This window comes from Planomonospora sp. ID67723 (assembly GCF_015711605.1).
Classification (GTDB): Bacteria; Actinomycetota; Actinomycetes; order Streptosporangiales; family Streptosporangiaceae; genus Planomonospora_A.
Genome location: NZ_JABTEZ010000001.1, coordinates 1,749,706 through 1,773,873, shown reverse-complemented (window position 1 = coordinate 1,773,873; position 24,168 = coordinate 1,749,706). Strand labels below are relative to the sequence as shown.

Genomic DNA, 24,168 nt, shown 5'->3' with positions numbered 1-24,168 from the left:
CCCGCATTCCGGTAGCGTCGGGCGACGTGGACCTCGACGCATTCCGGCGGCTGCTGACCCCGCACGGCCGCACGGCTCTGGAAGCCGCGGCGGAGACCGTGGGGGACGATCCGGTGGCGGCGGTGACCCGGCTCAGGAAGACCTTCGACGCCGGCCTCACCTCGGCGGCGCTCACCCAGGCCACGCTCAGGCACCGCGCGCGGGAGAAGTTCGGCGCCGACGCCGCCCTGATGTACTTCACCCCGGGCGGCCTGGAGCAGGCCACCCGCCGCGAGGTCGCCGACCACCGCGCCCGGCGGATCGTCCCCGGTTCCCGGGTCGCCGACGTGTGCTGCGGCATCGGCGGGGACCTGCTGGCCCTGGCCAGGGCGGGATGCGTCGTGGAGGCCGTGGACGCGGACCCGCTCACCGCCGCGGTCGCCCAGGCCAACGCGGACGCCCTCGGGTTCGGCGACCGCGTCAGGGTCCGTACGGCCGACGCCGCAGCGGTCGACCCCGCCGCCTTCGACGTGCTGTTCGCCGACCCCGCCCGCCGAGGCGCCCGGGGCCGCGTCTTCGACCCCATGTCCTACTCCCCCGCCTGGCCCGAGGTGCTCCGGATGGTGGCCCGGGCGCGGTCGGCCTGTCTGAAGGTCGCCCCCGGCATCCCGTACGAGTTCATCCCCGCCGGGGCCGAGGCCGAGTGGGTCTCCTACCGCGGCGACGTCAAGGAGGCCGTCATCTGGTCCGGCGCCCTGGCCGGCGAGACGGAGCGGCGGGCCACGATGCTGCCGTCGGGCACGACCCTGACACCCGACCCGGAACTCGGCGAGGCCGGGTCCGGCCCCGTCGGCCGCTACCTCTACGAGCCGGACGGCGCCGCGATCCGGGCCCACCTGGTCGCGGAGATCGCCGCGCTGGTCGGCGGACGCCTGCTCGACCCGCACATCGCCTACATCACCGGGGACACTCCCGCCGAGACCCCCTGGGCCTCCCGGTACGAGGTCCAGGAGGTGATGCCGTTCTCGCTGAAACGGCTGCGTGCGGCCCTCCGGGAACGCGGCGCGGGAAACGTGACGATCAAAAAGCGCGGCTCCGCGGTCGACGTCGAGCGGCTCCGCAAAGACCTGCGACTCTCGGGCGACAAACCAGCCACAGTGGTTCTCACCCGGATCGGCGACAGGCCATTCGCCCTCCTCTGCTCTTCTCACCAGGCATTTTGAACGGTAAAGAACGCCAATCCGCACAATCACGATCTTTTAAATTCATCCCCGGACCACCATGATCCAGAAGCTAGGGTTGCCGGGCGGGAATTCTTCCCGCCTGCGGTTCGACCGCGTTCTCCAGCAGACCGGACCAACCCCACCGCGCGGCTGACCGTCGGCGTATGAAGGAGCTTTCGGTGGATCACTCCAACCACACCGCCCTGCTTCAGGCGAGCGAACAGACCATGATCCCGGATCGGATGCGCGAGATCCTCGCCCGCGCCTCCCGGGACCACATCTACGAGCAGCGCACGCAGGGCGCCGTCCTGGACGAGATCCGGCAGCGACTCGAAGGCATGGAGTGGTTGCTGCGCGAGGTCAGGGAGCGCGAGCTCGGAGCACTGAACGGCGCGATGGAGTCCGTCCACGGCCGCCTGGACGACATCGCCGTCCGTCCCCCGTCCTGGGCCGAGAGTCTCGCCCAGCACGTCGAGATCGTCCGCGACCACGTCGACACCGTCGGCGAGCGCGTCGGCTCCACGGGAGCCGACGTCGGAGGCCGGCTGAGCGACTCCGACAAGCGCCTCGGCCAGCTCCAGGCGAGCATGGAGGCCGCGGCCAACCGGTTCACCCGCCTGGACAAGTCGGTGGCCGACCTGTCCGAGCGCGCCGAATCCGTGGAGAACGGCCTGCTCGCCATGGCCGCGAGCGTGCAGGAGGTCGTCGAGACCGCCGCCGACCGTCTTCTCTCCGCGGTCGAGCGGGTGAACGACAAGGTCGATCACGTGGTGGCCCGGATGGACGACCGGGTCGACGGCATCGAGAGCCGCATCGACCGCGTCGACGGCCACCTGATCGGGCTCGACACCCGTCTGGCCTCGGTGGACGGCCACATCGAGACCGCGGACGGTTGCCTGGCCGACATCGACACCCGGATGAGCGGCGTCGAGAGCCACCTGGACGGCGTGGGCGCCCGCCTCGGTTCGGTGGACACCCGCCTCAGCGCCGTGGACACGCAGCTCGGCTCCGTGAACGCCCAGCTCGGCGCGGTGGACACGCAGATCGGCGCCGTGGACACCCGCCTCGGTTCCGTGGACACGCAGCTCGGCTCGGTCGACTCCCGGCTCGGCTCGGTGGACACCCGTCTGGACGGCCGTTTCGACACCGTGGACGAGCGCCTCGACGACATCGAGGGCCGCATCACGAGCCGCATCGACATCGTCGACTCCCGCCTGTCCGCCCTGGACTGCCGCGCGGAGAAGACCGGCGAGCAGCTCGAAGCCGTCGACGACCACGTCGAGGCCGTCAACCAGCGGATCAGCCAGCTCCCCGCCACCCTCAACATCGGCGACGTCCACAAGCAGATCAGCGAGCTCATCTCCGCCCAGGGCGGTGACCAGAGCAGGCGCTTCGACACCCTGGACGACCGCCTCGCCCAGGCCGAGGCCGCCCTCGCCCCGCTGGCCGACATGCTCCGCGCCCAGCCCGACCGCGAGCAGCTGGCCGAAGCCCTCGGCGAGATCGTCGAGCCCGCCCGCACCGACCTGACCCGCCGTCTCGCGGCCCTGGAGGAGACCATGCTCGCCCTGGCCGAGGCCCTCCTGCGTCCCACCCGCACCAAGGACTGAGTACGGCCTGCGGGGCGCCCCGGCGGGACCGGGGCCCCGGCGGGGTCCATCCGGCGCTCTCACCCGTCGGCGACGGTGCCTCCGGTGCCGCCGCCCGGGCCGGAACGGCCGTCGTCCCGCGGGACCCCGGCCCGGTGGCGGACGCGGCAGGCGGGGTCAGGCGGTGGGGAAGGGGCCGGTGTACTCGGTGTAGTCGGAGACGCCGTCGCCGTTGAGGTCGACGCGGATCTCGTCGACGTAGCCGTCGCCGTCGTGGTCGAGGTAGACCACGTCGGTGACGCCGTCGCCGTCGGTGTCGTAGCGCTCCTCGTCGGCCACGTAGTCGCCGTCGGTGTCGATGAGCTGGGCGTCGGTGCCGCCGTCGCCGTCGTAGTCGACGTAGTCGGTGGCGGTGACGTCGAAGTCGCTCATGGCGTGCTGTTCCGTTCTGCTCGGGGTGGGTTCGTCAGATAAGAGTGAAGACGGCGGGGATTTGTTACAGCCGCCGCCGAGATTTTTTCTGTGCCCGTCCGGGGTGGCGCGCGTGGCGCCGGAAGACGCAACCCCTCGCGCCCGGCAGGCCCGAGCGGCACAGGCCCGCTGCGACGAGCCCCGGAGACTCAGAGGGCGCAGGCTCCGGCTTCCCGGCAGATGTTGGCCCGGACCACGCTCAGCAGCGAGGAGAGCGTCTCCACCTGCTCCGGGGTCAGGCCGTGCGTCAGCCGCCGGTGGACCTCGGCCGCGACGCGTTCGATCTCGGGGCGGAGCGCGTCGCCTTCCGGGGTCGTGCTCACGATGCTGATGCGCCCGTTGGACGGCGACGGGCTCCGGCTGACGAACCCGCTGCGCTCCAGGCGCTGCAGCATCTTGGTCATCGTGGACACGTCGATGCCGAGGATCCTGGCCAGTGCGTTCTGCGACTGCGGCCCGTTCTCCCACAGCGCGGACAGCGCGCGGTCCTGGCCCGGATAGAGGTCGATCTCCGCGAGCAGACCGGCCAGCAGCACCCGGTGCCCCCGCGCGGTCTGGGCCATCAGGCAACTCAGGCCGTCGCCCTCCTCCCCGCACTCACCCGTCCAGGCCGCCGCCTCCTTGCGCACCACCGACTCCGCCATGCCAGGCCTCCCTTTCCCGGCTTCAGCCTACCTGTTGCATGTTGGCCGGCCAGGTAGTACAACTAATTCTTGGTCGGCCAAGTTGGTCGCCCAAGAAAGGATGAGACCAATGCCGTTCACCCCGTTCGATCTCAACGGCCTGCGACTTCCCAACCGCCTCGTCATGGCGCCCATGACGCGTTCACGCGCCTATGTGGACGGGATCCCCTCCTCGCTGACCGCCCTCTACTACGCCCAGCGCGCCTCGGCCGGGCTGATCGTCACCGAGGGGATCCAGCCGAGCCACGCCGGCAAGGGATACATGAACACTCCGGGCCTGCACACCGACGAGCAGGTCGCGGGCTGGCGCGAGGTGACCGACGCCGTGCACACGGCGGGCGGACGGATCTTCGCCCAGCTCATGCACGCGGGCCGGATCGGCCACCCCGACAACACCGGCCACGTTCCCTTGGCCCCCTCGGCCGTACGGCCCGCGGCGCAGATCTTCACCCCGACCGGCCCGCAGGACGTCCCGGTCCCCGTGGAGCTGTCCACCGGCGAGGTCGAGGCGACCGTCCAGGACTTCGCCGACGCCGCGAGGCGGGCCGTCGAGGCCGGGTTCGACGGCGTCGAGCTGCACGGCGCGAACGGCTACCTCATCCACCAGTTCCTCTCGCAGAACGCCAACCTGCGCGACGACCGCTTCGGAGGGTCCGCCGAGGGCCGGATCCGGTTCGCCGTGGAGACCGCCCGGGCGGTCACGGAGGCGATCGGCTCCTCGCGGGTCGGCATCCGGATCTCCCCCGCCACCGGGGCCCAGGACCTGGTCGAGGACGACGCGCACGAGGTCTACCCGGCACTGGTCTCCGCCCTCGCCGAGCTCGACCTGGCCTACCTTCACCTGCTGACGGGCCCCTCGGACGAGCTCAACGCGCGGATCCTCGAGCTGTGGCCGAACACGCTCATCGTCAACGACCCGTCGGCGGCCCACCCCGCCGAGGCGGTCGAGCGCTGGTTGAGCCGGGGCGCCGACCTGGTCTCGCTGGGCCAGTACTTCCTCGCCAACCCCGACCTGCCGCTCCGCCTCCGGCTCGGCGCGCCGCTCAACGAGCCGGACCTCAGCACGGCCTTCGGCGGCGACCACCGCGGCTACACCGACTACCCGCCGCTCGCCCTGCACCCTGCCGGGAACCCGGCCTGAGACGGGTCCCGGGACACGGCCCGGGACGGGGGCGCTCAGACGTGAACGGTGGTGATGGGCATGGAGGAGTCGGCCGGGATGTCCAGCAGGGACGGGGTCACCCCGGCCGCGACGAGGTCGGAGCCGAGGGCGGCGACCATCGCGCCGTTGTCGGTGCAGAGCCCGGGGCGGGGCACGCGCAGCCGTACACCGGCCGCGTCGCAACGCTCCTGGGCCAGGGCCCGCAGCCGGGAGTTGGCCGCCACCCCGCCACCGATCAGCAGGTCCTGCACGCCGTACTGCCGGCACGCCGCCAGGGCCTTGCGGGTCAGCACGTCGACCACGGCCTCCTGGAACGAGGCGGCCACGTCGGGCACGTGGATCGTCTCCCCGGCCTTCTGCCGGGCCTCCACCCACCGCGCCACGGCCGTCTTCAGCCCGGAGAAGGAGAAGTCGAGGGTCCCGTCGTCCAGCTTGCCGCGCGGGAAGGCGACGGCGGTGCCGGACCCGTCGCGCGCGGCCCTGTCGATGTACGGCCCGCCGGGGAAGGGCAGGCCGAGGACCCGGGCCACCTTGTCGAAGGCCTCGCCCGCCGCGTCGTCCACCGTGGAGCCGAGCGAGACGACCTCCCTCGCGACGTCCGGGACCAGCAGCAGCGACGAGTGCCCGCCCGAGACCAGCAGGGCGATGCACGGCTTGGGCAGGGCCCCGTGTTCGAGCTGGTCCACGGCGACGTGGGCGGCCAGGTGGTTGACCCCGTAGAGCGGCACGCCCAGGCCGAGCGCGTAGGCCTTGGCCGCGGCCACCCCGACCAGCAGCGCCCCGGCCAGACCGGGGCCGGCCGTCACCGCGACGGCGTCGATGTCGGCGAAGCGCAGGCCCGCCTGCTCCAGGGCCCTCTCGACGGTCGGGGTCATCGCCTCCAGGTGCGCCCGGGAGGCCACCTCGGGCACGACCCCGCCGAAACGGGCGTGCTCCTCGACGCTGGACGCGATCGTGTTGGCCAGCAGGGTGTGGCCCCGGACGATGCCCACGCCGGTCTCGTCGCAGGAGGTCTCGATCCCCAGGATCAGAGGTTCGTCACGCATTGAGGTCCTTCTTCATCGTGATCGCGTCGGTGCCGTCCTCGTAGTAGCGCCGGCGGACGCCGAGGGGCTCGAAACCGAACCGCTCGTACATCGCCTGGGCCGGCGGGTTGTCGGCACGGACTTCGAGGAAGACCGAACGGGCGCCGCGCCGTACGGCCTCCGCCAGCAGCTCGGTCAGCATGACCGCGCCGATCCCGGAGCGCCGGTGCGCGGCCAGGACGGCGATGGTCTGCACGTCGGCCTGGTCGCCCGCCGCGGCGAGACCGGCGTAACCCACGATCTCCCCGTCGACCAGGGCGACGACGTAGTGCCGGGTCCGGGGCTGGTCGTCCAGCTCGCCTCGGAGCATGCCCTCGGTCCACGCGTCGGCGGGGAAGGTCTCCCGCTCGATCAGCATCACCGCGGGCAGGTCCTCCGGCGTCATCCGGCGCAGCGTCGCGCCCGCCGGGCCGGCCGTCCGGGCGCCTGGCGGCCGGTTCACTGCGAGACCTTCTTCGGGGCCGAGGGCTCCTGGGCGTCGGGGCGGCGCAGGTAGATGGGACGGGGCGGGCTCAGCACCGGGTGGGTGCCGCTCGCCACGACCTCCGCGACCTCCTGCGCACCGCTCCCGGCGAGCTGCTCGACGGCCAGCGCGGCCAGCGCGCCCGCGAACGGGAACTCCGGCACGTCCAGCAGGCGGGAGGCGCCGACGACCTCGGCGTACATCCGCGCCCCCGCGCCGGCCAGCGGCAGGTCGGCGGGAAGGTCCTGGGGCTTGTCCACGGCGGGCCCGGAGAGCCGGGTGCGCGCGTCGGCGTAGTGGCCCCAGAAGACCTCCTTGCGCCGCGCGTCGGTGGCGACCAGGAACGGTTCGGAGAGCCCAGTTCCGTAGGCGACGGCGTCGAGCGTGCACACGCCGTACACCGGGACGCTCAGGGAGGTGGCGAGGGCCTGGGCGGTCACCAGGCCGACCCGCAGTCCCGTGTAGGGGCCGGGACCGGAACCCGCGACGATGGCGGTGACGTCGGCGAGCGCCGCTCCGGCCTCCGCCAGGACGCGCTCGATCGTGGGCACGAGGAGCTCGCCGTGGCGGCGCGCGTCCACCGCGGTCGACTCGGCGAGGACTCTTTCGCCGTCATGCAGCGCTGCGGTGACGGCGGGGGTTGCGGTGTCAAAGGCCAGGACCAGCACGGTCACCAAGCCTAGACCCGACGGGCGGTGCGAGCCGCCCTGAAGGCCGGTGAGACCCGAACCGCCGGCGGGTCGCGGGGCGCTCCACGGCCACCGTGACAACCAAAGCACATAAAATACATGAAATATCTACCAACAACCGGAGAAAGCGGATAAACATCCGGACTGCCAACAAACTTGCTATATGCCCCTGATTGCCAAATATCTAGACATACATGTATAAACCTCGTTCAGTACTTGATCGCAGCCGGGGAGGCCGTTTGGGCGCCTGTCGTGACGTGCGGATTCTGGGACCGGTCGAGGTCGATGTGGACCGCGTGCTCGTGACGATACCGGGGCGACGCCAGCGCATCGTCATGGCTCTGCTCGCCCTGAACGCGGGCCGCGTGGTCCCCCTGGACGTGATCATCGACGCCGTGTGGGGAGAGAGCCCCCCGGCCTCCGCGCGCAACCAGATAGCGATCTGCGTGACGCAGCTGCGCCGCGCCCTGCAGGGCTCCGACGAGGAGCTCATCGCGGCCGTCCCGCCGGGGTACCAGCTGCGGTCCGACACCGTGACGGTCGACCTGAGACTCGCCGAAGACCTCGTCAGGGCGGGGCACCGGGCCAGGGAGAACGACGACGCCAAGACCGCGGCCGAGTACCTGCGCGCGGCGCTGGACCTGTGGCGGGGGGAGACGCTGAGCGGGCTCGCCAGCGAGACGATGGCCGCCGAAGCCACGAAGCTGGAAGAGTGGCGCCTCACTCTCACCGAGGAGTACATCGACCTGAAGCTGGCCCTGGGCCTCGGCTCGGAAGTGATCACCGAGCTCACCGTGCTGGTCGGCTGCCACCCGTTCCGCGAGACGCTCCGCGCCGCGCTCATGCGGGCCCTGTACAGCGCGGGCCGCCAGGCCGAGGCCCTGGAGGTCTACCGCGAGGGCCGCGCGATCCTCGCCGAGGAGCTGGGCGTCGATCCCGGGCCCGAGCTCCGGTCGGCCCATGACGCGATACTCCAGGGGGAGCCGGCCGCGCCCGCTCCCCCTCCGCCCCGTCCGGGCCCTCCCGTGGCCGTCGCCCAGCTCCCGTCCAACATCGCCGGGTTCGTCGCCCGCGAGCGGGAGCTGGCCACGATGGACCGGATCTTCGCCGAGTGCCGGGCCGCCGGGGTGCCGACCTGCATCGTGGTGACCAGCATGGGCGGGGTGGGCAAGACGGGCCTGGCCATACGCTGGGCTCACCGGGTGGCCGAGCATTTTCCCGACGGGCAGCTCTTCATCGACCTGCACGGCTACACCGAGCAGGCCAGCCCGCTCGCTCCGGAGGCCGCCCTCGACCGGTTCCTGCGCGCGCTCGGCGTCCCCGGAGAACGGGTGCCCGCGACCCTGAACGACCGGGAAGCGCTGCTGCGCAGCCTCCTGGCCAACCGGCGGGTGCTGTTCCTCCTGGACAACGCGCGCACGTCCGCGCAGGTCCGCCCGCTGCTGCCGGGCGCACCCGGCTGCGCCGTCGTCGTCACCACCCGGGACCAGCTCACCGACCTGGTGGTACGGCAGGGCGCCCGTCCGCTCCGGCTTCCCACCCTGACCGAGGAGGAATCCGCGACGCTCCTGGACACCATCGTGGGCGCGGAGCGGATGAGCGACGACCCCGCGGCGACGGCCAGGATCGCCGAGCTCTGCGACGGGTTGCCGCTCGCCCTGCGGATCGCGGGCGCCCGGCTCCTCGCCCGCCCGCACTGGACTCCGGCGACCCTGGCCGCCCGGCTCGACGACGAGCAGCGCAGACTCGCCGAGTTCAGCCACGGCGAGGTCGGGCTGCGGGCCAACTTCTCGCTCAGCTACCAGGGACTGCCCCGGCCGGCGGCGGAGCTGTTCCGGCTGCTGGGGCTGCTCGACGCGCCGGACTTCGCCGACTGGGTCGCCGCGGCGCTCCTGGGCACCGGCCTCGCCGAAGCCCAGGACCACCTGGAGGATCTCCTCGACGCGCAGCTCGTCCACACCGTGGGCCGCGACCCGGCCGGTCAGCTCCGGCACCGCATGCACGACCTGGTCCGGCTCTACGCCAGGGAGCGGGTGCTGGAGGAGGAGCCGGAGGAGCGCCGGAGGGACACGGTGACCCGGGTGCTCCGGTGCCTGCTGACCCTCGCCCACGAGGCGAACCGCAGGGAGCGGGGCGGCGACTTCGCCATCGTCCGCGGCACGACGCAAGCGTGGTCGCCGCCGGACACGCCGGTCGACGACCTGCTCGCCGTCCCCCTGAACTGGCTGGAGAGCGAGCGGCGCACCCTGATGGCGGGCGTGGCCCAGGCCGCCGGAACCGGGCTCGGCGAACTCGCGTGGGAGCTGGCCCATGCCGGGATCGTCCTCCAGGAGACCCGTAACTACCACGACGAATGGCGCGCCGCCCACCGGTCGGCCCTCGACACGGTCCGCCGTACGGGGAACCGGCTGGGCGAGGCGGTCATGCTGTACGGCCTGGGAGGGCTGGAACCGTACCGGAGTGAGTCGTCCGATCCGCTCGACAGGGCGCTCGCGCTCTTCGGCGAGCTCGGCCACTCCTACGGACACGCGCTGGCCCTGCGCAACCTCGGCCTCGTCGACCACTTCGCGGGCCGGCACGAGGCGGCGCTCCTCCGCTACGAGGCCGCGCTGCCCGGGCTGCGCCAGGCCAGGGACCGCTCCACGGAGGCCCACGTCCTGGGCTGCATGGCACAGATCGCGGTCGCGCGCGAGGATTTCGAGACCGCCGACGCCCGGCTTCGGGAGGCGCTGGACATCTGCCGGGAGATCGGCCACCAGCGCGGCCAGGCGCAGGCCCTGTGGCGCCTGGGCGAGTTGCACCTGCGCCGCGACGAACCCGTCCAGGCCGCGGAGCGGTTCACCGCCGCGCTGGAACCGGTGCGCCATCTCCGCGACATCCTCGGCGAGGCGTACGTCCTGTGCGGCCTGGGCGAGACGCAGATCTCGCGGAAGCGCTTCGACGATGCCCGTCAGACCCTCGCGCACGCCCGGCGGCTCGCCATGGACTCGGGGGAGTCGGTCGTGTGCGTCAGAGCGTGCTACTCCCTGGGCCGCGCCCTGGCCGCGAGCGGTGATCGCGACGCGGCGAGGAAGCTGTTCGAAGAGGCCCTGGCCGTCGGGAACGGCACCGCCCCGCTGTGGGAGAAGCGCGCGCTGGCCGCTCTCGACGACCTCTGAACCCAGCGGCCTCCTCCGGGCTCCGAATGGAGCGGGGAACGCAAGAAGCCCCGGACCGGCCGGGGCTTCGGTCGGGGCGGGGGCCCCGGTCAGATCCACTTGTCGTTGTCGGAGCGGCCCCCTCCGGGGGGGTACGGCAGGGGGAAGTGGGGCGGCGTGTCCCAGCACTTCGAGACCTCCGGCAGGCACGCCGCGGAGGCGTCGGCGGCGGACGTGTCGATCCCGGCGACCCCGAAGGAAGCTCCGCAGGCCATGGCGGCGAGCAGCACCTGAATCTTACGAAGCACGATGTGTCCTCTTTCCCCGTTCCGTAGTGACGAGACACACCATAGAAAGAACCGATTTCTTCGCTATTTTCACGCACCGCCCGGTCGGAAAATCGGGAAGGCTCCTGCCAGAGACAGGAGCCTTCCTCATATTCTCGGATTCTCCGGTGCGGTCAGCGCCGTCCCTGCCGCAGGGCGGCGATCACTAGAACGGCCGCCACGGCGGCTCCCGGCACCGCCCATGCCCACGCGTGCCCGGCCCCGACGAGCTGCACGACGCCGACCATGACAACCATGAACACCGCAGCCAGCCCGCCGGCGTACTTCGCCGGAAGCTCGACCCTCCGCCCCGCCCTCTGTACGGCCAGCACCGCCTGGACCGAGCCCACGATCAGCAGTGCCAGTCCGACACCCCAGATCCACATGGCGGTGCCGACGACGGCGAGTCCGCCGCCGAGCACCAGCGCGCCGGCAGCCGCGAGGAACAGCCCTCGGCGAACCGCGGCGGGGTTTTCCTCTACCGATCTGATCATTGCTTTCTCCTTCGTCATCCGACGGGTGCCTTCGCCTCTTGGCCGGCTGCGACGATGCCGAGCAGCGCTTCCTCCCTGGGCAGGAAGCCCAGGCGGTTCATCATCATGTGCGACTGGTGGAAGACCAGGTGTTGCGGAGTGAGGCCGACGCGCATGCGGTGGGCCCGGACGAGCGAGTCGTCGATGACCTGGCCCCAGCGGCGCAGCCACGGATCCACCGTGCTGTCGGTGAGCAGCGAGGCCGCGATCGAACGCACGCCCCGCGGATCCCGTTCCGCGCTCCGCCGCAGTTCCGCCTGGAGCTCGGGGGCGTGCCGCGCCAGGTCGGCCGTCCACCAGGCGAGGTGCCGATCCCAGTAGCGCTCCCAGCTCACGGCCTGCCGCCGCCGGTCGGCGGAAGGCATCACCGGCTCGGGGCTGAGGTCCCCCGGACGGCCCTCGATCAGCGCCCGGACGGCCTCCCGCAGCAGGAGCACCGCGAACGCGGCCCGTTCGGGGACCTTCCTGAACCGGGTCGTGGCCCAGATGGCCAGATCACTGGAGAACTCGAAGACCCGTTCGGCCAGCTCGACACCCTGCGGTCCGCCGTACTTGCCGTATTCGGGCTCGTACAGTCCCGAGGCGAGACCGGTGCCGGAGTCGCCGAGCATCCGGCGCATGGGGATCGAGGCCAGCCAGACCGCGTCATCGTCCACCGCGGCCACCATGGCGTCGGCGTGGCGCTGGACCCGGGCCAGCGACCGGTGCATCCGGTCGACGGTCTCCCTCGGGCCGAAGACCCGTACTCGCAGGTGGGGCCCGGAGGGGTCGGTGTAGCGGATGAAGAACCAGCGGAACGCGCCGTGCGCCCGCGCCTCGGCGACCAGCGGCGGCAGCACCTCGGTGACCAGCAGGTCGCTGGCGGCGAATCCGCCGGTGTACAGCCGGACGAACCACCACTCAGGCGTGTCGAGCATCGGTTCGCCCCCCGTCGGAGCGCGGGCGTTCCCAGCGCAGGTACGACACGTGCTCCACGGCGTGGCGGCCGTCCGGGCCGGGCAGCCAGTAGCCGTGCCGTCCCGGCAGCGACTCGGCCAGCGACATCGCCACCACGCCGTCGACGGCCAGACCGGCGGCGGCGTGCAGCGAGTGGGGGCTGCGGAAGTCCAGGAGCACGGGTTTGCGCTTACCGTGTTCCATCGAGATGCCCGGGGTCTCCAGCGAGAGGAAGACCTCCTCGGGGATGCCGAGCCGCCGCCGCCACCGGTCGGCGCGGTGGAAGTAGCCGGCCGCGGGCTCGCCGCGCTCCGGCCGGGGGAAGTCCGCGGGGCGGATCCGCCAGGTCGCCCGCTTGGTCACGACCCTCCCGAAGCCCTGGCGGGCGGTCGTCTCCACCTCGCCGGCGGGCTCGGTGATCCGATCGGAGGGGCTGCGCGCGCAGGACAGGCCGCTGCCCTGCACCCACGGGTCGCCGATCACCATCAGGTAGCGGGCCGGGCCCAGGACCAGATGCTGGGGCACGACGCCCAGGTAGACCGGGGCCACCGGGCGGCCGTGCGGATCCAGCAGCGTGAGCGTGCCCGCCGCGGCGTCGTGGACGACGGACAGCTCGCTGACCGCGAGCGTGTCGCCGCCGTCGGCCAGCGGCAGCTCGCTCGGCCAGGTGAGCGCGGGGATCGCGCCGCAGCAGGCGTACTGCAGACCGTTGACGTCGGCGGAGATCACCAGCTCGCGTGGCTGCGCCTCCGGGAAGTTCCCGCTCGTCCAGGCGCGCAGCCGGTCGGCCAGCCCGTCCGGGCCGTCGAGCACGGTGCGGAAGCGCGCCACCAGGCCGCCGGAGCCGGGGTTGAGCTGGTTGACCACCAGCCGGTGGCCGCCGCGGTGGAGCGCCTGCTCGGACTCCGCCGCGAGCTGGTAGGCGACGGCCACGGTGGGCGGCGCCGAGCTCGGCCCGACCGGCAGCCAGGCCCGCTCGGTGGCGCGTCCGCGGGTCTGCGCGTCGGCGCGGATGGCCGCGTAGAGCCGCCGGGTGAGATCGGGGGTGTTGGAGACCTCCATGCAGAAGCGCAGGGCGTCCGGGCAGCGCCCGCCGGCGCCGTACCGCTCCACGAAGATATCGACGAGCATGTCGTACATGTGACTGCGGAAGATCATCGGCCGCATGCGCTCGGCCAGCTCACGCAGGTCGGCCTCGACGTGATCTCCGAGGGAGGGGACGTCCACGATCGTCTCGGCGTCGTCATAGACGGCGAAGCCGGTGCGATCCTCGGCGACGCCCAGCCGCTTCAGCTCCGTCTGCGCCCGGTCGGCCATCGCCTCCAGGGTGCGCACCCGTCGCGGGCCGTCGTGGTCGGCGAGCGCCAGCGCGTCGGCGTGCAGCCGGCGGAGCGTGTCCGCCATGGCCGCGGCGTACTCCGTGCCGACCCGCCGCACGTTGTCGGCCACGGCGAGCAGCGGGGCCGGGTCCCCCCGCACCCACGGGGCGACCACCCGCAGCATCCCGGCGTCCAGCAGCCGCTGCAGCGCCGCGAAGGGATCGGCTCCGCCCAGCCGGATCATGTACTCGGCGGCTCCGGCCCGGCCTATCCCCGCCAGCGACTGCATGACCTTCCGGTAGACGGAGATGTCGATCATCTCGTCGGTGCGCCACGCGAAGGCGTCCCCGATCCGGTACGCCGACACCAGCGCCCTCGGCTCGCCGTCGATCGTGCGCACCGCCTCGATCGGTTCCAGGTCGAAGGCGGTGACCAGCCGCTCGTCCCTGACCAGCGCCTGCAGCCAGGCGAAGACGTGGGTCTGGGAGAGCGCGGTGTTGCTCCGCCCGCCGCTGCGCCTGCCGTCCATGCCGATGCCGGTGAAGGTGGAGAAGGGGCTGGTCTTCCGTGCCGCCCGGACCGCGTACGACAGCACCGAGCGGGAGGTCTTGCTTCCGGGGTGGAAGGCCTCGACGTCGACGTGCTTGAGCAGGTCGGCGCTGGCGTGGGCGATCCCGGTCGACAGGGCGGGCTCGGCGAGCAGGTCGCGCAGGCGCGACCCGGCCGCGGCGGTCTCCCGCTCGTAGACGCCGGGCAACCGGTCGAGCAGGCGGGCGCGGGCCAGCGCGGTCGCGGACCAGCGGCGGAACAGGCCCGCCTCGTCGGAGGGCAGGGCCCCGGCGATCCGCTCCAGCTCCGCCTCTCCGACGCCCACGGGCTTGTCACTGCGGGTGGCCCGCCTGACCTTCAGCACGGTACGGCGCAGCCCCGGATCGTGGTCGAGCAGCGGGACCAGCCGGTAGAGGGTGTCGCTGACCTGGTCGGCCACCTCGGCGAGGAACGCGTCGCACTCGGCGATCCCGTCGAGCAGCAGGCCTGTCTCGGCCAGGCCGAAGCCGACCGCCTCGACCGGCAGCCCGCACACGCGGTCCACCCGGGGGCCGGAGAGCTCGGGGCCGGCGGCCACGGGGGCCGGAAGGGTCACGGTCATCCGAACAGCCCCCCGATCATGGACCACAGGTTGTTGAGGACGAGGACCGCCAGACCGGCCGCGTAGAGGAAGCACAGGCCGCCGAAGAGCAGGTAGCCCGCCCGCTTCCATCCGCCCAGCCCGTGCATGCTCGACGGCAGGGGGCTGCGCAGCACCACGTGCGCCAGGTAGGCGAACGCCCGGCCCCGCAGGTTGACCGCCCTGACGGCCGCCGCGGCGGCGTGGTAGCCGTCCGAGGGCAGCAGGGGGTTGAGGTTGACGATGGTGAGCAGCGCCTGGAAGACGAGCAGCACGTAGGCGATGTCGCCGACCGTCCCGGTGACCGTGAGGGCGACCACCCCCGTGACCCCGAACCAGACCTGGTCGCTGAAGGGTCCGGCGAGCGCGATCATCACCCGGCCCGCCCTGCTCCTGATCCGGTAGGCGTCGGTCCTGTCGACGTAGGCGACCGGCATGAAGTAGAGCATGAGCCCCACCCCGGCCTCCCTGATCGGGGCGCGGAGATACTGGCAGGCCAGCGCGTGCGCGGCCTCGTGGAAGACGACCTGGACGATCAGGATCGGCAGGGCCACCCACCACAGCGCCGGGTAGGCGTGGCCTTCGGGGTGGGTCAGCGCGTAGCCGCCGATCAGGAGACCGGCCAGCACCAGCGCCAGCACGGCGCCGGTCAGCAGCCGCGCGGGGATCCGGCGCAGCAGTGCGGCGACCGGTTCCATGACGTGTTCGATCCGGCCGGTCAGCTTGAGCCTGGGCATGTGCTCGCGCAGTGAGAAGCGCAGGATCCTGGACTTGCGGTCGGGCTCCCGCGGCTCGACGGTGAGCACGCCCGCCTGACGGAGGTCTCCCAGGAAGCCGTCGATGCGCTCGCGCAGGTCCGCACGGTCGCCGGCGAGCCGGTCCGTGATGGCGGCGCCCGTCCTGCTCCCGTCGAGCAGACCGAGCATGCGCGCGCCCGCGGGGGTGAGGGCGACGTAGCGCCCGGTGGCCGGGTTGAACAGCAGTGGCCGGTCGTCGATACCGGTGATCACCTCGACGTCCGGCTTGAGTTGGAGAGGGATGGTGCGCATCCAGTCGGTGTCCGCAGCGACCGTGCCATGCGCTGCGGTTCCGGCGGGGTTATGCTGGGTGGCGGATCGCATAGTGCGCCTTTCTGGTCTTCGTGCCGAACGTGCTGCCTTCACGCTCGGCGCGTGTGTAGTCGGAGCCGGCCGCCTGCGCCGACAGTGCCGGGACCTGTGGCGGGTCCCGGCACTACGTGTTCCTCGATGCGGCTAGTTGCCGGTGCTGGAGAAGGACGACGCGGTGCTGGCCGAGGAGCCCGGGCAGCTCGCGGTCCCGCCGGTGAACGCCGTGTTGGCGGTGGTGAAGCCGGCCGAGGTGACCTCACCGAGCTCCTCGGCGCCCACCTCCTCGGCGGCCAGGTCGATCCGGTCGATGTTCGGGTTCTGGTCGGTCATCTTCTGTGCCTTTCGTCATGTGGGAATCGGATCCGGGAGCCGGATGCCACGGGAGCGCTGCCTTCGTTCCCGGGGCATCCGGCCGGGCGTCTCAGCCGCCGCTGCTGGAGAAGGTCGACGCGGTGCTGGCCGAGGAGCCCGGGCAGCTCGCGGTCCCGCCGGTGAACGCCGTGTTGGCGGTGGTGAAGCCGGCCGAGGTGACCTCGCCGAGCTCCTCGGCGCCCACCTCCTCGGCGGCCAGGTCGATCCGCCCGGCGTCCGGGGCCTGGTTCTGGTCGGTCATCTGGCTCTCCTGTCCGGTTCAGCCGAAGGACGACGCGCTGGAGGCGCTGGACGAGGTGGACGCGGGGCAGGAGGCGGAACCGGCGCAGCCGGCGCTGCTCCAGGTGCCGAGCAGGTTGGTGTCGGCGAGCTCCTCCACGGAGAACTCCTCCGGCTCCTCCGCGTAGAGGTCGATGTCCTTGTCGTCAGCCATTTCGTTTCCTTTCTTCTTCAGCCGAGCGAGGAGACGCTCGACGCGCTGGCCAGGGGGCAGGAGGCGGAACCGGCGGTGCCGACGCTGCTGAGTGCGCCGACCGCACCGAGCTGGTGGGCCTCGTTGAGTTCCTCCGCCTGGAAGTCGGAGGGCTCCTCCGCGTAGAGGTCGATGTGCTTGTCGGTCATCCCGACGTCCTTTCTCTGGGGGTTTCCTGATCTGCCGGGAAGTGTCGGACGGACATGGCAGAACAGGGTGTTCAGGCCGTGCTCGCGGTGCTCAGTGAGCCCAGCAGCGTCGTCTCGCTGAGCTGGTACAGGTAGAGCTCGTCGTCGCCGATCTCCTCGGCGAACAGGTCCATGTCCATTTCCGTCACCTCCTCAGCGGTTCACACGGTCAACGCGGTCTGTCACCCGTAGCTGCTGGCGGTGGTCGCCGAGCTGGCCGAGCTGACCGGGCAGGAGGCGGAGCTGGTCGAGGAGGCGGTGCTGAGGGACGCCAGAGCGGTGTCGCCGGGGAGGTCCTCCGCCTGCAGTTCGGCCAGGTCCTCGGCGTAGAGGTCGACCGACTCGTGGGGGTTGTGGGTCATGTGCCCACTCCTTTCTCGTGGTGTTTCTCGGTTTCCCGTACGGCGGGCGCCGTACGGAGGTCTCAGGGGCGCGGGTAGCCGAGGGAGACGGCGAAGAGCTGCCGCTGCCGGTAGCCGTCCAGGTCCACGAGCGGGCGCAGACCCGACTGGAGGAATCCCGCGAAGACGCTGCCCACCAGCCCGTACGCGCTCGCGTGGATCAGGGCCGTGTACGCGAGCCCGGACGCCCTGGCCATCAGCGACCGGTGGCCGTGGGCGCCGTGCCGGGACAGCGCGGTCGACAGCGACCCGGTGACGGCCAGGATGACGGGGCTGGCGGCGTACTCGATCTGCAGCACCATCTCCTCCGCCGCCCGTCCGTCCGCCAGGCCGGCGAGCGGCACCAACCGGGCTCCGTCCTCGTCGGCCCGGTAGACGGCCTGTTCCAGTCCGGCGACGGTGCGGGCGGCGACGAGCACGCCGAGCTCGTGACCCGCCGCGCAGTCGTCGGGCCAGCCCTCCCGGTCCGTCCGGAACGCCGCGGCGAGGCTCGCCGCGATCACCTCGACCGGCACCGCCCTGTCGGCGTAGTCACGGATCGAGACACGGTTGGCGAGGATCTCCTCCAGCGGCCTGTCCGCCGGCGGGGCCGCTACCGGTCGCACCTGGGCGAGGTCCGGCCCGGCCCCGCGCGGGCCCACCGGCCGGACCGGCCCCGTCCCGGGGGCCGGCCCCCTCAGCACGTCCTCGGCCGTCAGCCGGCTCTCCTCGCGCAACCGCGTGAAGATTCCGATGTGGTCGCGTAGGACGGTCATCGCGCCTCCTCCGTCATCGGGTTGACCGCGAGGACCGCGGTGATCGGTTCTGTGTCAAGGTCGATGGACAGCAGCCCGGCGAGCGCGGCGTCGTCCCAGCGCGGCACCACGCGGGTGGCGATGCCCCGCTCGGCCGCGACCAGGCGGAGCTGGGCGAGGGCGACGCCGCCGTCGAGGTGGACGACCCGCCAGGCGAAGGTGGAGTACTTGGACGCCACCCGGTTCAGGGCTCCGGTGATCACGATGGTCGCCTCGGCGTCGACCAGCCCGGCGATCGGCTCGTACGGATCGGCCCAGACCAGGTCGGCGAGCCGGTGGCTGTCGACGCGGTAGCCGTACACCGCGGGGTCGAGGCCGTCGACGTCACGGGCGATCACGTGAAGCTGCGCCGAGCCGAGGTTGCCCCCGGTCGGGGCCCAGCGCTGGACCTTGTGGGAGCCGGTCGCCCCGTCGTCGCGCAGCCCGCCGGCCCGCCGCAGCAGCGCGCCCAGAGCAGCCGCGTCCAGGTGCCGGCCCGCGGCGACCAGCGTGCCGGCCGGCACGGGCCCGGAGCCTTCCGGTCCCGGAGCGTCGGGCAGCGGGACGTGCCGCGCGGACGGCCAGCGCTTGCACTCGATCTGGAGCGCGATGTTCCCCGGCCGGTAGTGCACCTGGTGGTCACGGGGGTTGGTGAGCCTGCGGGGCGGGAAGGCCACCGACTCCTCGTAGGCGAGCGCGGCGGGCGCCTCGGGCTCCGGCGGGCCGCCGTCGCCGCAGCGCGGGCAGCCGGGCAGCCCCGCGAGCGGGTAGGAACGCTGGTGCCAGCCGGTCAGGTCGATCCTGACCAGGCCGTGCAGCGTGTGCGTGGAGCCCACCCTGGACAGGAGCGCGACCGCCTCCGCCGTGACGAGCGCCGCGGCCAGGTCCGCGGCCAGGTCCGGGTCCGGCTCCGACGGCTCGGGGACCTCGCGCGCCTCTCCGGTGTCCCGCTGCGCGGCGACGCACTCCGCACAGGCGGTGAAGGAGGTGTCGACGTACGGCCCCAGCCAGGCGACGCCGCCGTCCAGCCGCAGGGGCAGGATCGGCACGCCCGGATCGGTGGGGAGGTCCCCCGCCAGAACGAGCAGGTCCGTTCCCTTCCCTTCCCCGTCCCAGGACGTCACGGTGCCGATCCCGCCGTCCAGGAGCGCCCGCCGTACGGCCGCGGCGAGCCGCGGGTCGGCGACGGCGAGGGAGACCCGTGCTGCGGCGAGCCTGCGGGCCGCCTCGCCCCCGGAGACGTTGACCCGGCTGGAGTCGATGGACCGGGACAGGAAGACCGCGCTCGGCTCGGGCGTGTCCTGCGGCATCTCCGGCCCCGCGGCGTCCTCCAGCATGCCGCAGGTGTAGAGCAGGGAGACGGCCTGGTGCAGGTGCGCCGGCGGCAGGTCCAGGTCGGCGGCGAGTTCGGCCACGTCCCTGCGCCCGTCGAGCTCGGGCAGGAGCCGGGGGATCAGCGTCCGGGCCGCGGCGCCGCGCAACGCCTGCCGGGTGGGGGTGCCCTCGACGAGCAGCCCGTCGGGGAGGGGCAGTGTCACCAGGCCGGGGGCGAGGCGCGGGCGGCGGGGCATGCGGAACTGCGGGTCGGAGGCCACCGCGTGGCTCATCGCCTCGGCGGGGATCAGGCTCGGTTTGGCCATCGGTCGTCCTATCCGTGGGTCGGAGCGAGCAGCTCGGGCAGTTCGTTCGCGAGGTCCCGCCACGTCGACTCCCGCTGGTCGGGCGTGGTGCGGCAGCGGCGGCAGCCGTGCACGCCGACGACCGCGGACCGGCCCAGGGTGCCGTCCAGCAGGTGGAAGTGGCGGACGTGGCCCGCTTCGGCGGCGCCGCCGTCGTCGAGGACCGACTCCACGAGCTGCACGGTGAGCAGGGCGGCCAGCTCGACGTGGTGGGGCAGGTACCCGCCGGGTCCGAGGGCGGGATCGGCGGTGTAGGCGTCCGCCAGCCTGCCGCTCAGCCGGTGGCCCGGGTCGTGCTGCCGGCGCCGGTCCTGGAAGCAGCGGGCGCAGGCGCCGTGGCCGGGGGCGACGACCGGTCCGACCCTGAGCCGGGGGTGTTCCGCGACGACCGGGAACCACGGCGTCCGGTGGGCGAAGGAGGCGCCGTCGAGCGTCTCCTCCAGCCTCGGCGCGGGCCGGAAGGCGGCGAGCACGCGGACGCGGGCGTTGGGCCAGAGCGAGGAGTCGAGATAGCCGTGCTCGTCGGCCGGGGTGACGGCCGCCGCGCCGAAGCGCTCGCGCACCCGCTCGGCCACGGCGGCGCCGAAGGCCCCCAGGGTGATCATGTGAAGCTCGTGCATCGTGTCGTCCTCCTCTCAGGCGAAGGGCTGGGGAAGCGGGTTGAGATCGGCCTCGGCGTGCACCGGGTAGCCGAGGCGGGCCGGTGCCTCGTAGAGACGGGGGTGGGCCGTGTAGCGGGCCGTGTGGATGAACGAGAGCGGCATGAGCTGCGGGATGATCACCCGGACCACCCGGAAACCGACGTCCCGGGCCTCGTCCGTGGTCATCTCGACGGCGATCACATCGCAGCCCGCGGCCTTGAGCCGGTCCACCAGGAGGCGCAGGTCCCCGTCGGGGGTGCCGGTGGACAGGTCCGGCATGCCCGACAGAGCCCGCCGCTCCCTGCCGTCCGTCAGGAAGGCGAAGTCGCCGATCCGGTCCGGCGCTCCCATGTAGGAGGCCCCGTGGAAGACGTTGAGGAACTCGTCGGGATCCTCCGGCCGGGGACGGGGAACCTGCATGGCGATCCTGGACGACGCCGACTCCCGCATGATCTTCCCGATCGAGGTGACCGGGTCCAGGGCGGTGTTGCACATCACCAGCTGGCCCAGGACCTCGTTGTCCGGCGTCAGGTCGATGGAGTAGATCGTCGGGATGCCCAGGTCGGTGGTCGCGTCGTAGAAGAGGGTCCGCACGTGGCTGGCCCGGTACCGCTCCGCGTACGGCGCGAGCCGTTCGGGGATCTCGTCCAGCTCGATGCGCGGCCAGGGGATGCGCTGCAGCCAGGTCAGGGCGATGGAGTCGCGCTCCACCACCTCGCAGATCGCTCCGACGAGCGCCGCGGCGAGATCGGAGTGGGCGGCGCAACCGGTCGAGATCGGCATCGTCAACCGCTCGGCGGCCGACTTGGCCCTGATGTGCATCCAGACCATCACCGCGGGCACCCAGACCGGCCGGTTCCCGGTGAGCGACCAGCCGCGGGCCCAGCGCATCGGGCCGGCCGGGTCGGGCGCGGTGACCAGGCTCTTGGGATGGGCCAGTTCCCGGGGCGCGCAGCGCGGGACCGTGCTGAGGTCCAGCGCCTCGTCCCCGAGCTCCTGCGCGGTGGCCCAGGTCAGGGCCGACTCGTCGAAGACGCAGCTGGAGTAGCGTTCCAGCGACTCGGCGACGCAGAGCCGACCGGCCCGTTCGGTGCTGAGGGCGCCGCCGGCCCCGTCCATGCTGCCGCGGATGTCGGATCCGGCAGCGGACTCGGCGATGTTCGCCGCGACCGCGGTCAGGTCGCCCAGCGAGGCGGCGAAGATGGGGAAGCGGGGTTCTCCCGGATGGTTGGGCAGCTGCTGCACGCGGCTGACCAGGCCGTAGGAGCCGACCAGGCGGTCGAGGTCGGTGAGTGCGCCCAGGGGCTCCGCGGTTCCGGCGGTCATCGCTTCTCACCGTCCGTCCAGCTGAACAGGGTGACGGCCACCGTGGCGGCGACGATCGCCACTCCCGCCATCACCAGCCACGCGGTGACGATCGATCCTCCGGGTACCCCGACCAGGTCCTGGCGGAGCGCGTCGGCGAAGTAGGAGGTGGGCAGGCGTTCCGCGACGGCGCGGACCGTCTCGGGGAAGATCTCCATCGGCAGGAAGACTCCGGAGAACATCAGCAGCACCGGCATGACCAGCGCCAGCACGCCGTTGGCGAGCTCGGGGTTGCGCATCCGGGCCGCGACCATGTAGCCGAGCGCGAAGAGCATCGCCAGGCCGAGGACGCAGCTGATCAGCAGCCTGCCGATCGCGGAGGGCTCCAGGAAACCGGTCGCCAGGGCCACCGTCGAGAGCGCCGCCAGCTGGCCGAGCGCGATGGCGAAGCGCACCGGTGCCTGGGCCAGGATGAAGACCGTCCTGTTCAGAGGCGTCGTGCCCAGCATGCGCAGCGTCCCCTTCTGCCGCAGGGAGATCAGCGGGGTCGCCGTACCGAAGAAGGCCAGGGACATGAAGGCCATCAGCAGGACCGCTGGGATGCCCGCCCGCATCGGGTCGAAGTCGCCGGCGCCGTCGGCCGGGTTGAGCGTTCCCATGAAGAGGAACAGGGCCATGAAGATGAGCGGGAAGACCAGGACGAAGAAGAAGTTCTTGGGATCCCTGACGAGCTCGCGGGCGTTGGCCTTGGCCAGCTCGGCGAACGCTCCGGACTCCCGGACACGGGCCGGAGGGCTGGTGAGGGACGTCATCTGCCCGCTCCGTTCCGCTCGGCGGAGGTGCTCTCGTGGTGCTCGGCGGCCAGCCTGAGGAAGACGTCCTCCAACTGGCCGGTGCGGACCTCGATGTGCCGGGCGGCGAGGCCCGCCACCGTACGGACGACCTCGTCGGTGTCGTCGGTGGTGACCGTCACCCTCCGCCCCTCCACCGAGACGCCCGTCACGCAGTCCAGGGACTCGACCGCGGTGAGGTCGGCCTCGGTCTCGAAGGACACCTCGTGGGCGACGCCGAGCCGGTGGACCAGCTCGCGGGGCGTGCCCAGGCAGACCAGCCGGCCGCCCACGACGATGCCCACCCGGTCGCAGAGCTCGGTGGCCTCCGTCATGTCGTGCGTGGTGAGGACCACCGTGGTCCCGTCGGCGCGTTCGGCTCTGATCAGCTCCCAGAGCTGCTGGCGGGCCTGGGGGTCCAGGCCGGCGGCGGGCTCGTCGAGGACGAGCACCCGGGGGTTGGCGATGACCGCGACCCCGAGGAGGAGCCGGCGGCGCTGGCCCCCGGACAGCGCCTTGGCCTTGACCCGGGCCTGCTCCTCCAGGCCGATCCGCCGGATCGTGTCGGCGACGCCGCGGGGCTCGACGTGCAGGGAGGCCCACAGCCGCAGCGTCTCCTCGACCGTAAGAGTGGGGAAGAGCGACGCCTCCTGCGGCTGCACGCTCACGCGCCGGACGAATTCCGCACGGTCGCGCAGGGGGTCGAGGCCGAGGACCTCGATGCCGCCCTCCGTCGGCTCGCGGAGGCCGACGAGGCACTCCACCGTCGTGGTCTTGCCCGCTCCGTTGGGTCCGAGCAGTCCGAAGACCTCTCCCGGAGCGACGGCCAGGCTGAGGCCGTTGACGGCGCGATGTCCGCCGTAGACCTTCACCAGACCGCTGATCTCTATCGCGGGTTTCCGGTCGGGACTCGCGGGCGACTCCGTGCGCTCGGCACGTTTCCCGCTGTCGAGCATTACCATGCCGTTCTCTCTCACTGCCGTGACCTGCTCTTCGATCTATGGCTGTGAGATTAGGAACGATGGATTTCGTCGCGGTTTTCTCGGTGTTTTCTCGGTGCCTTCGCGGTCAGGCCCCGGCGTCCGCCGGCTCCACCAGGGTGGCGTAGACGATCACGTTGTCGTCGTACTCGTTCTCGTCCCAGTCGAACTTCCCGCCGCAGGTGATCAGCCGCAGGCCGTCCTCCAGGTAGACCCTGTCGGCGGGGAACCTGTCCTTGGCGACCTGCTCGATCGCGTCCACCCGGTACTGGGCGACCTTGCCGTCGCTGCGCACGACCTTGATGGCCTGACCCGCCCGCATCTCCTTGAGCCTGTAGAAGACGGCCGGGTCGGTCTTGGTGTCGACGTGCCCGAGGATGACGGCGGAGCCCGGGTCGCCGGGGACCGCGGTGTCCTTCACCCAGCCCGCGACGTCCGGTTTCTCGTACGGCGGCAGCTCGATCTCCCCGTCGGTGACGCCGAGCTTCATCAGCGGCGCCTTGATGCCCAGCGACGGGATGTCGATGCGGCTGGGCACGACCTTCGCCTGGGCGGGCGGAGCGTCCTCGCCGCCGTTGCTGATGGCGACCATGACGGCGCCGGTGATGATTCCGGCCACGACGACCCGTGACCAGCGGGACTCGGCCATCGGAGG

The 24,168-nt window shown here is 72.3% G+C and carries 26 protein-coding genes; 4 read left to right on the top strand and 22 right to left on the bottom strand.

Going from position 1 to position 24,168, the window contains the following annotated elements; translation table 11 throughout:
- The first annotated feature begins 26 nt into the window (after positions 1 to 26).
- Positions 27 to 1,202 carry a class I SAM-dependent methyltransferase gene (locus HS041_RS08555; RefSeq protein ID WP_196439932.1) on the top strand — a complete coding sequence of 392 codons (1,176 nt, stop codon included), beginning with the start codon at positions 27 to 29 and terminating at the stop codon, positions 1,200 to 1,202.
- 179 nt (positions 1,203 to 1,381) lie between these two features.
- Positions 1,382 to 2,812: a coiled-coil domain-containing protein gene (locus tag HS041_RS08550; protein WP_196439931.1), complete on the top strand. Its 1,431-nt coding sequence runs from the start codon at positions 1,382 to 1,384 to the stop codon at positions 2,810 to 2,812.
- Positions 2,813 to 2,968: 156 nt separating this feature from the next.
- On the opposite strand, the gene HS041_RS08545 is transcribed toward HS041_RS08550, so the two are convergent.
- The gene (locus HS041_RS08545; RefSeq protein WP_196439930.1) at positions 2,969 to 3,223 is read right to left on the bottom strand and encodes a hypothetical protein; all 255 of its coding nucleotides are present in this window, start codon (positions 3,221 to 3,223) and stop codon (positions 2,969 to 2,971) included.
- A 188-nt stretch (positions 3,224 to 3,411) separates the two neighbouring features.
- A complete protein-coding gene (locus tag HS041_RS08540; RefSeq protein WP_196439929.1) occupies positions 3,412 to 3,906 on the bottom strand; it encodes a MarR family winged helix-turn-helix transcriptional regulator in 495 nt (164 codons plus the stop codon).
- Between the two features lie 109 nt (positions 3,907 to 4,015).
- On the opposite strand from HS041_RS08540, the gene HS041_RS08535 reads away from it, so the two are divergent.
- On the top strand, positions 4,016 to 5,086 hold the full coding sequence (locus tag HS041_RS08535) for an alkene reductase (protein ID WP_196439928.1): 1,071 nt from the start codon (positions 4,016 to 4,018) through the stop codon (positions 5,084 to 5,086).
- A 35-nt stretch (positions 5,087 to 5,121) separates the two neighbouring features.
- Here HS041_RS08535 and tsaD read toward each other — a convergent pair whose 3' ends face one another.
- From tsaD to tsaB, 3 genes are read right to left on the bottom strand one after another with little or no spacing between them, the layout of a single operon-like run.
- A complete protein-coding gene (gene tsaD, locus HS041_RS08530; protein ID WP_196439927.1) occupies positions 5,122 to 6,153 on the bottom strand; it encodes a tRNA (adenosine(37)-N6)-threonylcarbamoyltransferase complex transferase subunit TsaD in 1,032 nt (343 codons plus the stop codon).
- Positions 6,146 to 6,577: a ribosomal protein S18-alanine N-acetyltransferase gene (gene rimI / locus HS041_RS08525; RefSeq protein WP_196440833.1), complete on the bottom strand. Its 432-nt coding sequence runs from the start codon at positions 6,575 to 6,577 to the stop codon at positions 6,146 to 6,148. Before rimI ends, tsaD begins: the two co-directional genes overlap by 8 nt.
- 53 nt (positions 6,578 to 6,630) lie before the next feature.
- The gene (gene tsaB, locus HS041_RS08520; protein ID WP_196440832.1) at positions 6,631 to 7,323 is read right to left on the bottom strand and encodes a tRNA (adenosine(37)-N6)-threonylcarbamoyltransferase complex dimerization subunit type 1 TsaB; all 693 of its coding nucleotides are present in this window, start codon (positions 7,321 to 7,323) and stop codon (positions 6,631 to 6,633) included.
- 278 nt (positions 7,324 to 7,601) lie between these two features.
- Here tsaB and HS041_RS08515 point away from each other — a divergent pair, with 278 nt between their 5' ends.
- Positions 7,602 to 10,502 (top strand): AfsR/SARP family transcriptional regulator, encoded by a 2,901-nt coding sequence (locus tag HS041_RS08515; RefSeq protein WP_196439926.1) that lies wholly within the window; start codon positions 7,602 to 7,604, stop codon positions 10,500 to 10,502.
- 89 nt (positions 10,503 to 10,591) lie between these two features.
- On the opposite strand, the gene HS041_RS08510 is transcribed toward HS041_RS08515, so the two are convergent.
- The 17 genes from HS041_RS08510 to HS041_RS08430 form a co-directional block, all read right to left on the bottom strand.
- Positions 10,592 to 10,789: a hypothetical protein gene (locus HS041_RS08510; protein ID WP_196439925.1), complete on the bottom strand. Its 198-nt coding sequence runs from the start codon at positions 10,787 to 10,789 to the stop codon at positions 10,592 to 10,594.
- A gap of 152 nt (positions 10,790 to 10,941) precedes the next feature.
- The gene (locus HS041_RS08505; RefSeq protein WP_196439924.1) at positions 10,942 to 11,301 is read right to left on the bottom strand and encodes a hypothetical protein; all 360 of its coding nucleotides are present in this window, start codon (positions 11,299 to 11,301) and stop codon (positions 10,942 to 10,944) included.
- Positions 11,302 to 11,315: 14 nt separating this feature from the next.
- Positions 11,316 to 12,257 (bottom strand): thiopeptide-type bacteriocin biosynthesis protein, encoded by a 942-nt coding sequence (locus HS041_RS08500; protein ID WP_196439923.1) that lies wholly within the window; start codon positions 12,255 to 12,257, stop codon positions 11,316 to 11,318.
- The gene (locus tag HS041_RS08495) at positions 12,241 to 14,745 is read right to left on the bottom strand and encodes a lantibiotic dehydratase family protein (protein ID WP_196439922.1); all 2,505 of its coding nucleotides are present in this window, start codon (positions 14,743 to 14,745) and stop codon (positions 12,241 to 12,243) included. The genes HS041_RS08500 and HS041_RS08495 overlap by 17 nt, the downstream gene beginning before the upstream one ends.
- Positions 14,742 to 15,812, bottom strand: a complete 1,071-nt coding sequence (locus HS041_RS08490) for a PqqD family peptide modification chaperone (protein WP_196439921.1) — start codon at positions 15,810 to 15,812, stop codon at positions 14,742 to 14,744. Before HS041_RS08490 ends, HS041_RS08495 begins: the two co-directional genes overlap by 4 nt.
- Before the next feature lie 204 nt (positions 15,813 to 16,016).
- Complete coding sequence (locus HS041_RS08485) at positions 16,017 to 16,202, bottom strand: thiocillin family RiPP (protein ID WP_196439920.1); 186 nt, start codon at positions 16,200 to 16,202, stop codon at positions 16,017 to 16,019.
- 91 nt (positions 16,203 to 16,293) lie between these two features.
- Complete coding sequence (locus HS041_RS08480) at positions 16,294 to 16,485, bottom strand: thiocillin family RiPP (RefSeq protein ID WP_196439919.1); 192 nt, start codon at positions 16,483 to 16,485, stop codon at positions 16,294 to 16,296.
- Between the two features lie 18 nt (positions 16,486 to 16,503).
- Positions 16,504 to 16,677: a thiocillin family RiPP gene (locus HS041_RS08475; RefSeq protein WP_196439918.1), complete on the bottom strand. Its 174-nt coding sequence runs from the start codon at positions 16,675 to 16,677 to the stop codon at positions 16,504 to 16,506.
- Positions 16,678 to 16,694: 17 nt separating this feature from the next.
- A complete protein-coding gene (locus tag HS041_RS08470; protein ID WP_196439917.1) occupies positions 16,695 to 16,865 on the bottom strand; it encodes a thiocillin family RiPP in 171 nt (56 codons plus the stop codon).
- 221 nt (positions 16,866 to 17,086) lie between these two features.
- On the bottom strand, positions 17,087 to 17,266 hold the full coding sequence (locus HS041_RS08465; RefSeq protein WP_196439916.1) for a thiocillin family RiPP: 180 nt from the start codon (positions 17,264 to 17,266) through the stop codon (positions 17,087 to 17,089).
- A gap of 62 nt (positions 17,267 to 17,328) precedes the next feature.
- Positions 17,329 to 18,060, bottom strand: coding sequence for a nitroreductase family protein (locus HS041_RS08460; protein ID WP_196439915.1), 732 nt, complete (start codon positions 18,058 to 18,060; stop codon positions 17,329 to 17,331).
- The gene (locus tag HS041_RS08455) at positions 18,057 to 19,718 is read right to left on the bottom strand and encodes a TOMM precursor leader peptide-binding protein (protein WP_196439914.1); all 1,662 of its coding nucleotides are present in this window, start codon (positions 19,716 to 19,718) and stop codon (positions 18,057 to 18,059) included. The genes HS041_RS08460 and HS041_RS08455 overlap by 4 nt, the downstream gene beginning before the upstream one ends.
- An 8-nt stretch (positions 19,719 to 19,726) precedes the next feature.
- Positions 19,727 to 20,377 (bottom strand): TOMM precursor leader peptide-binding protein, encoded by a 651-nt coding sequence (locus HS041_RS08450; RefSeq protein WP_196439913.1) that lies wholly within the window; start codon positions 20,375 to 20,377, stop codon positions 19,727 to 19,729.
- A gap of 15 nt (positions 20,378 to 20,392) precedes the next feature.
- Entirely contained in the window at positions 20,393 to 21,724 is a 1,332-nt protein-coding gene (locus tag HS041_RS08445) for a YcaO-like family protein (protein WP_196439912.1), read from the bottom strand.
- On the bottom strand, positions 21,721 to 22,515 hold the full coding sequence (locus HS041_RS08440) for an ABC transporter permease (RefSeq protein WP_196439911.1): 795 nt from the start codon (positions 22,513 to 22,515) through the stop codon (positions 21,721 to 21,723). Before HS041_RS08440 ends, HS041_RS08445 begins: the two co-directional genes overlap by 4 nt.
- Positions 22,512 to 23,495, bottom strand: a complete 984-nt coding sequence (locus HS041_RS08435; protein WP_196439910.1) for an ABC transporter ATP-binding protein — start codon at positions 23,493 to 23,495, stop codon at positions 22,512 to 22,514. Before HS041_RS08435 ends, HS041_RS08440 begins: the two co-directional genes overlap by 4 nt.
- 106 nt (positions 23,496 to 23,601) lie before the next feature.
- Positions 23,602 to 24,162: a class F sortase gene (locus tag HS041_RS08430; RefSeq protein WP_196439909.1), complete on the bottom strand. Its 561-nt coding sequence runs from the start codon at positions 24,160 to 24,162 to the stop codon at positions 23,602 to 23,604.
- Positions 24,163 to 24,168 lie beyond the last annotated feature (6 nt).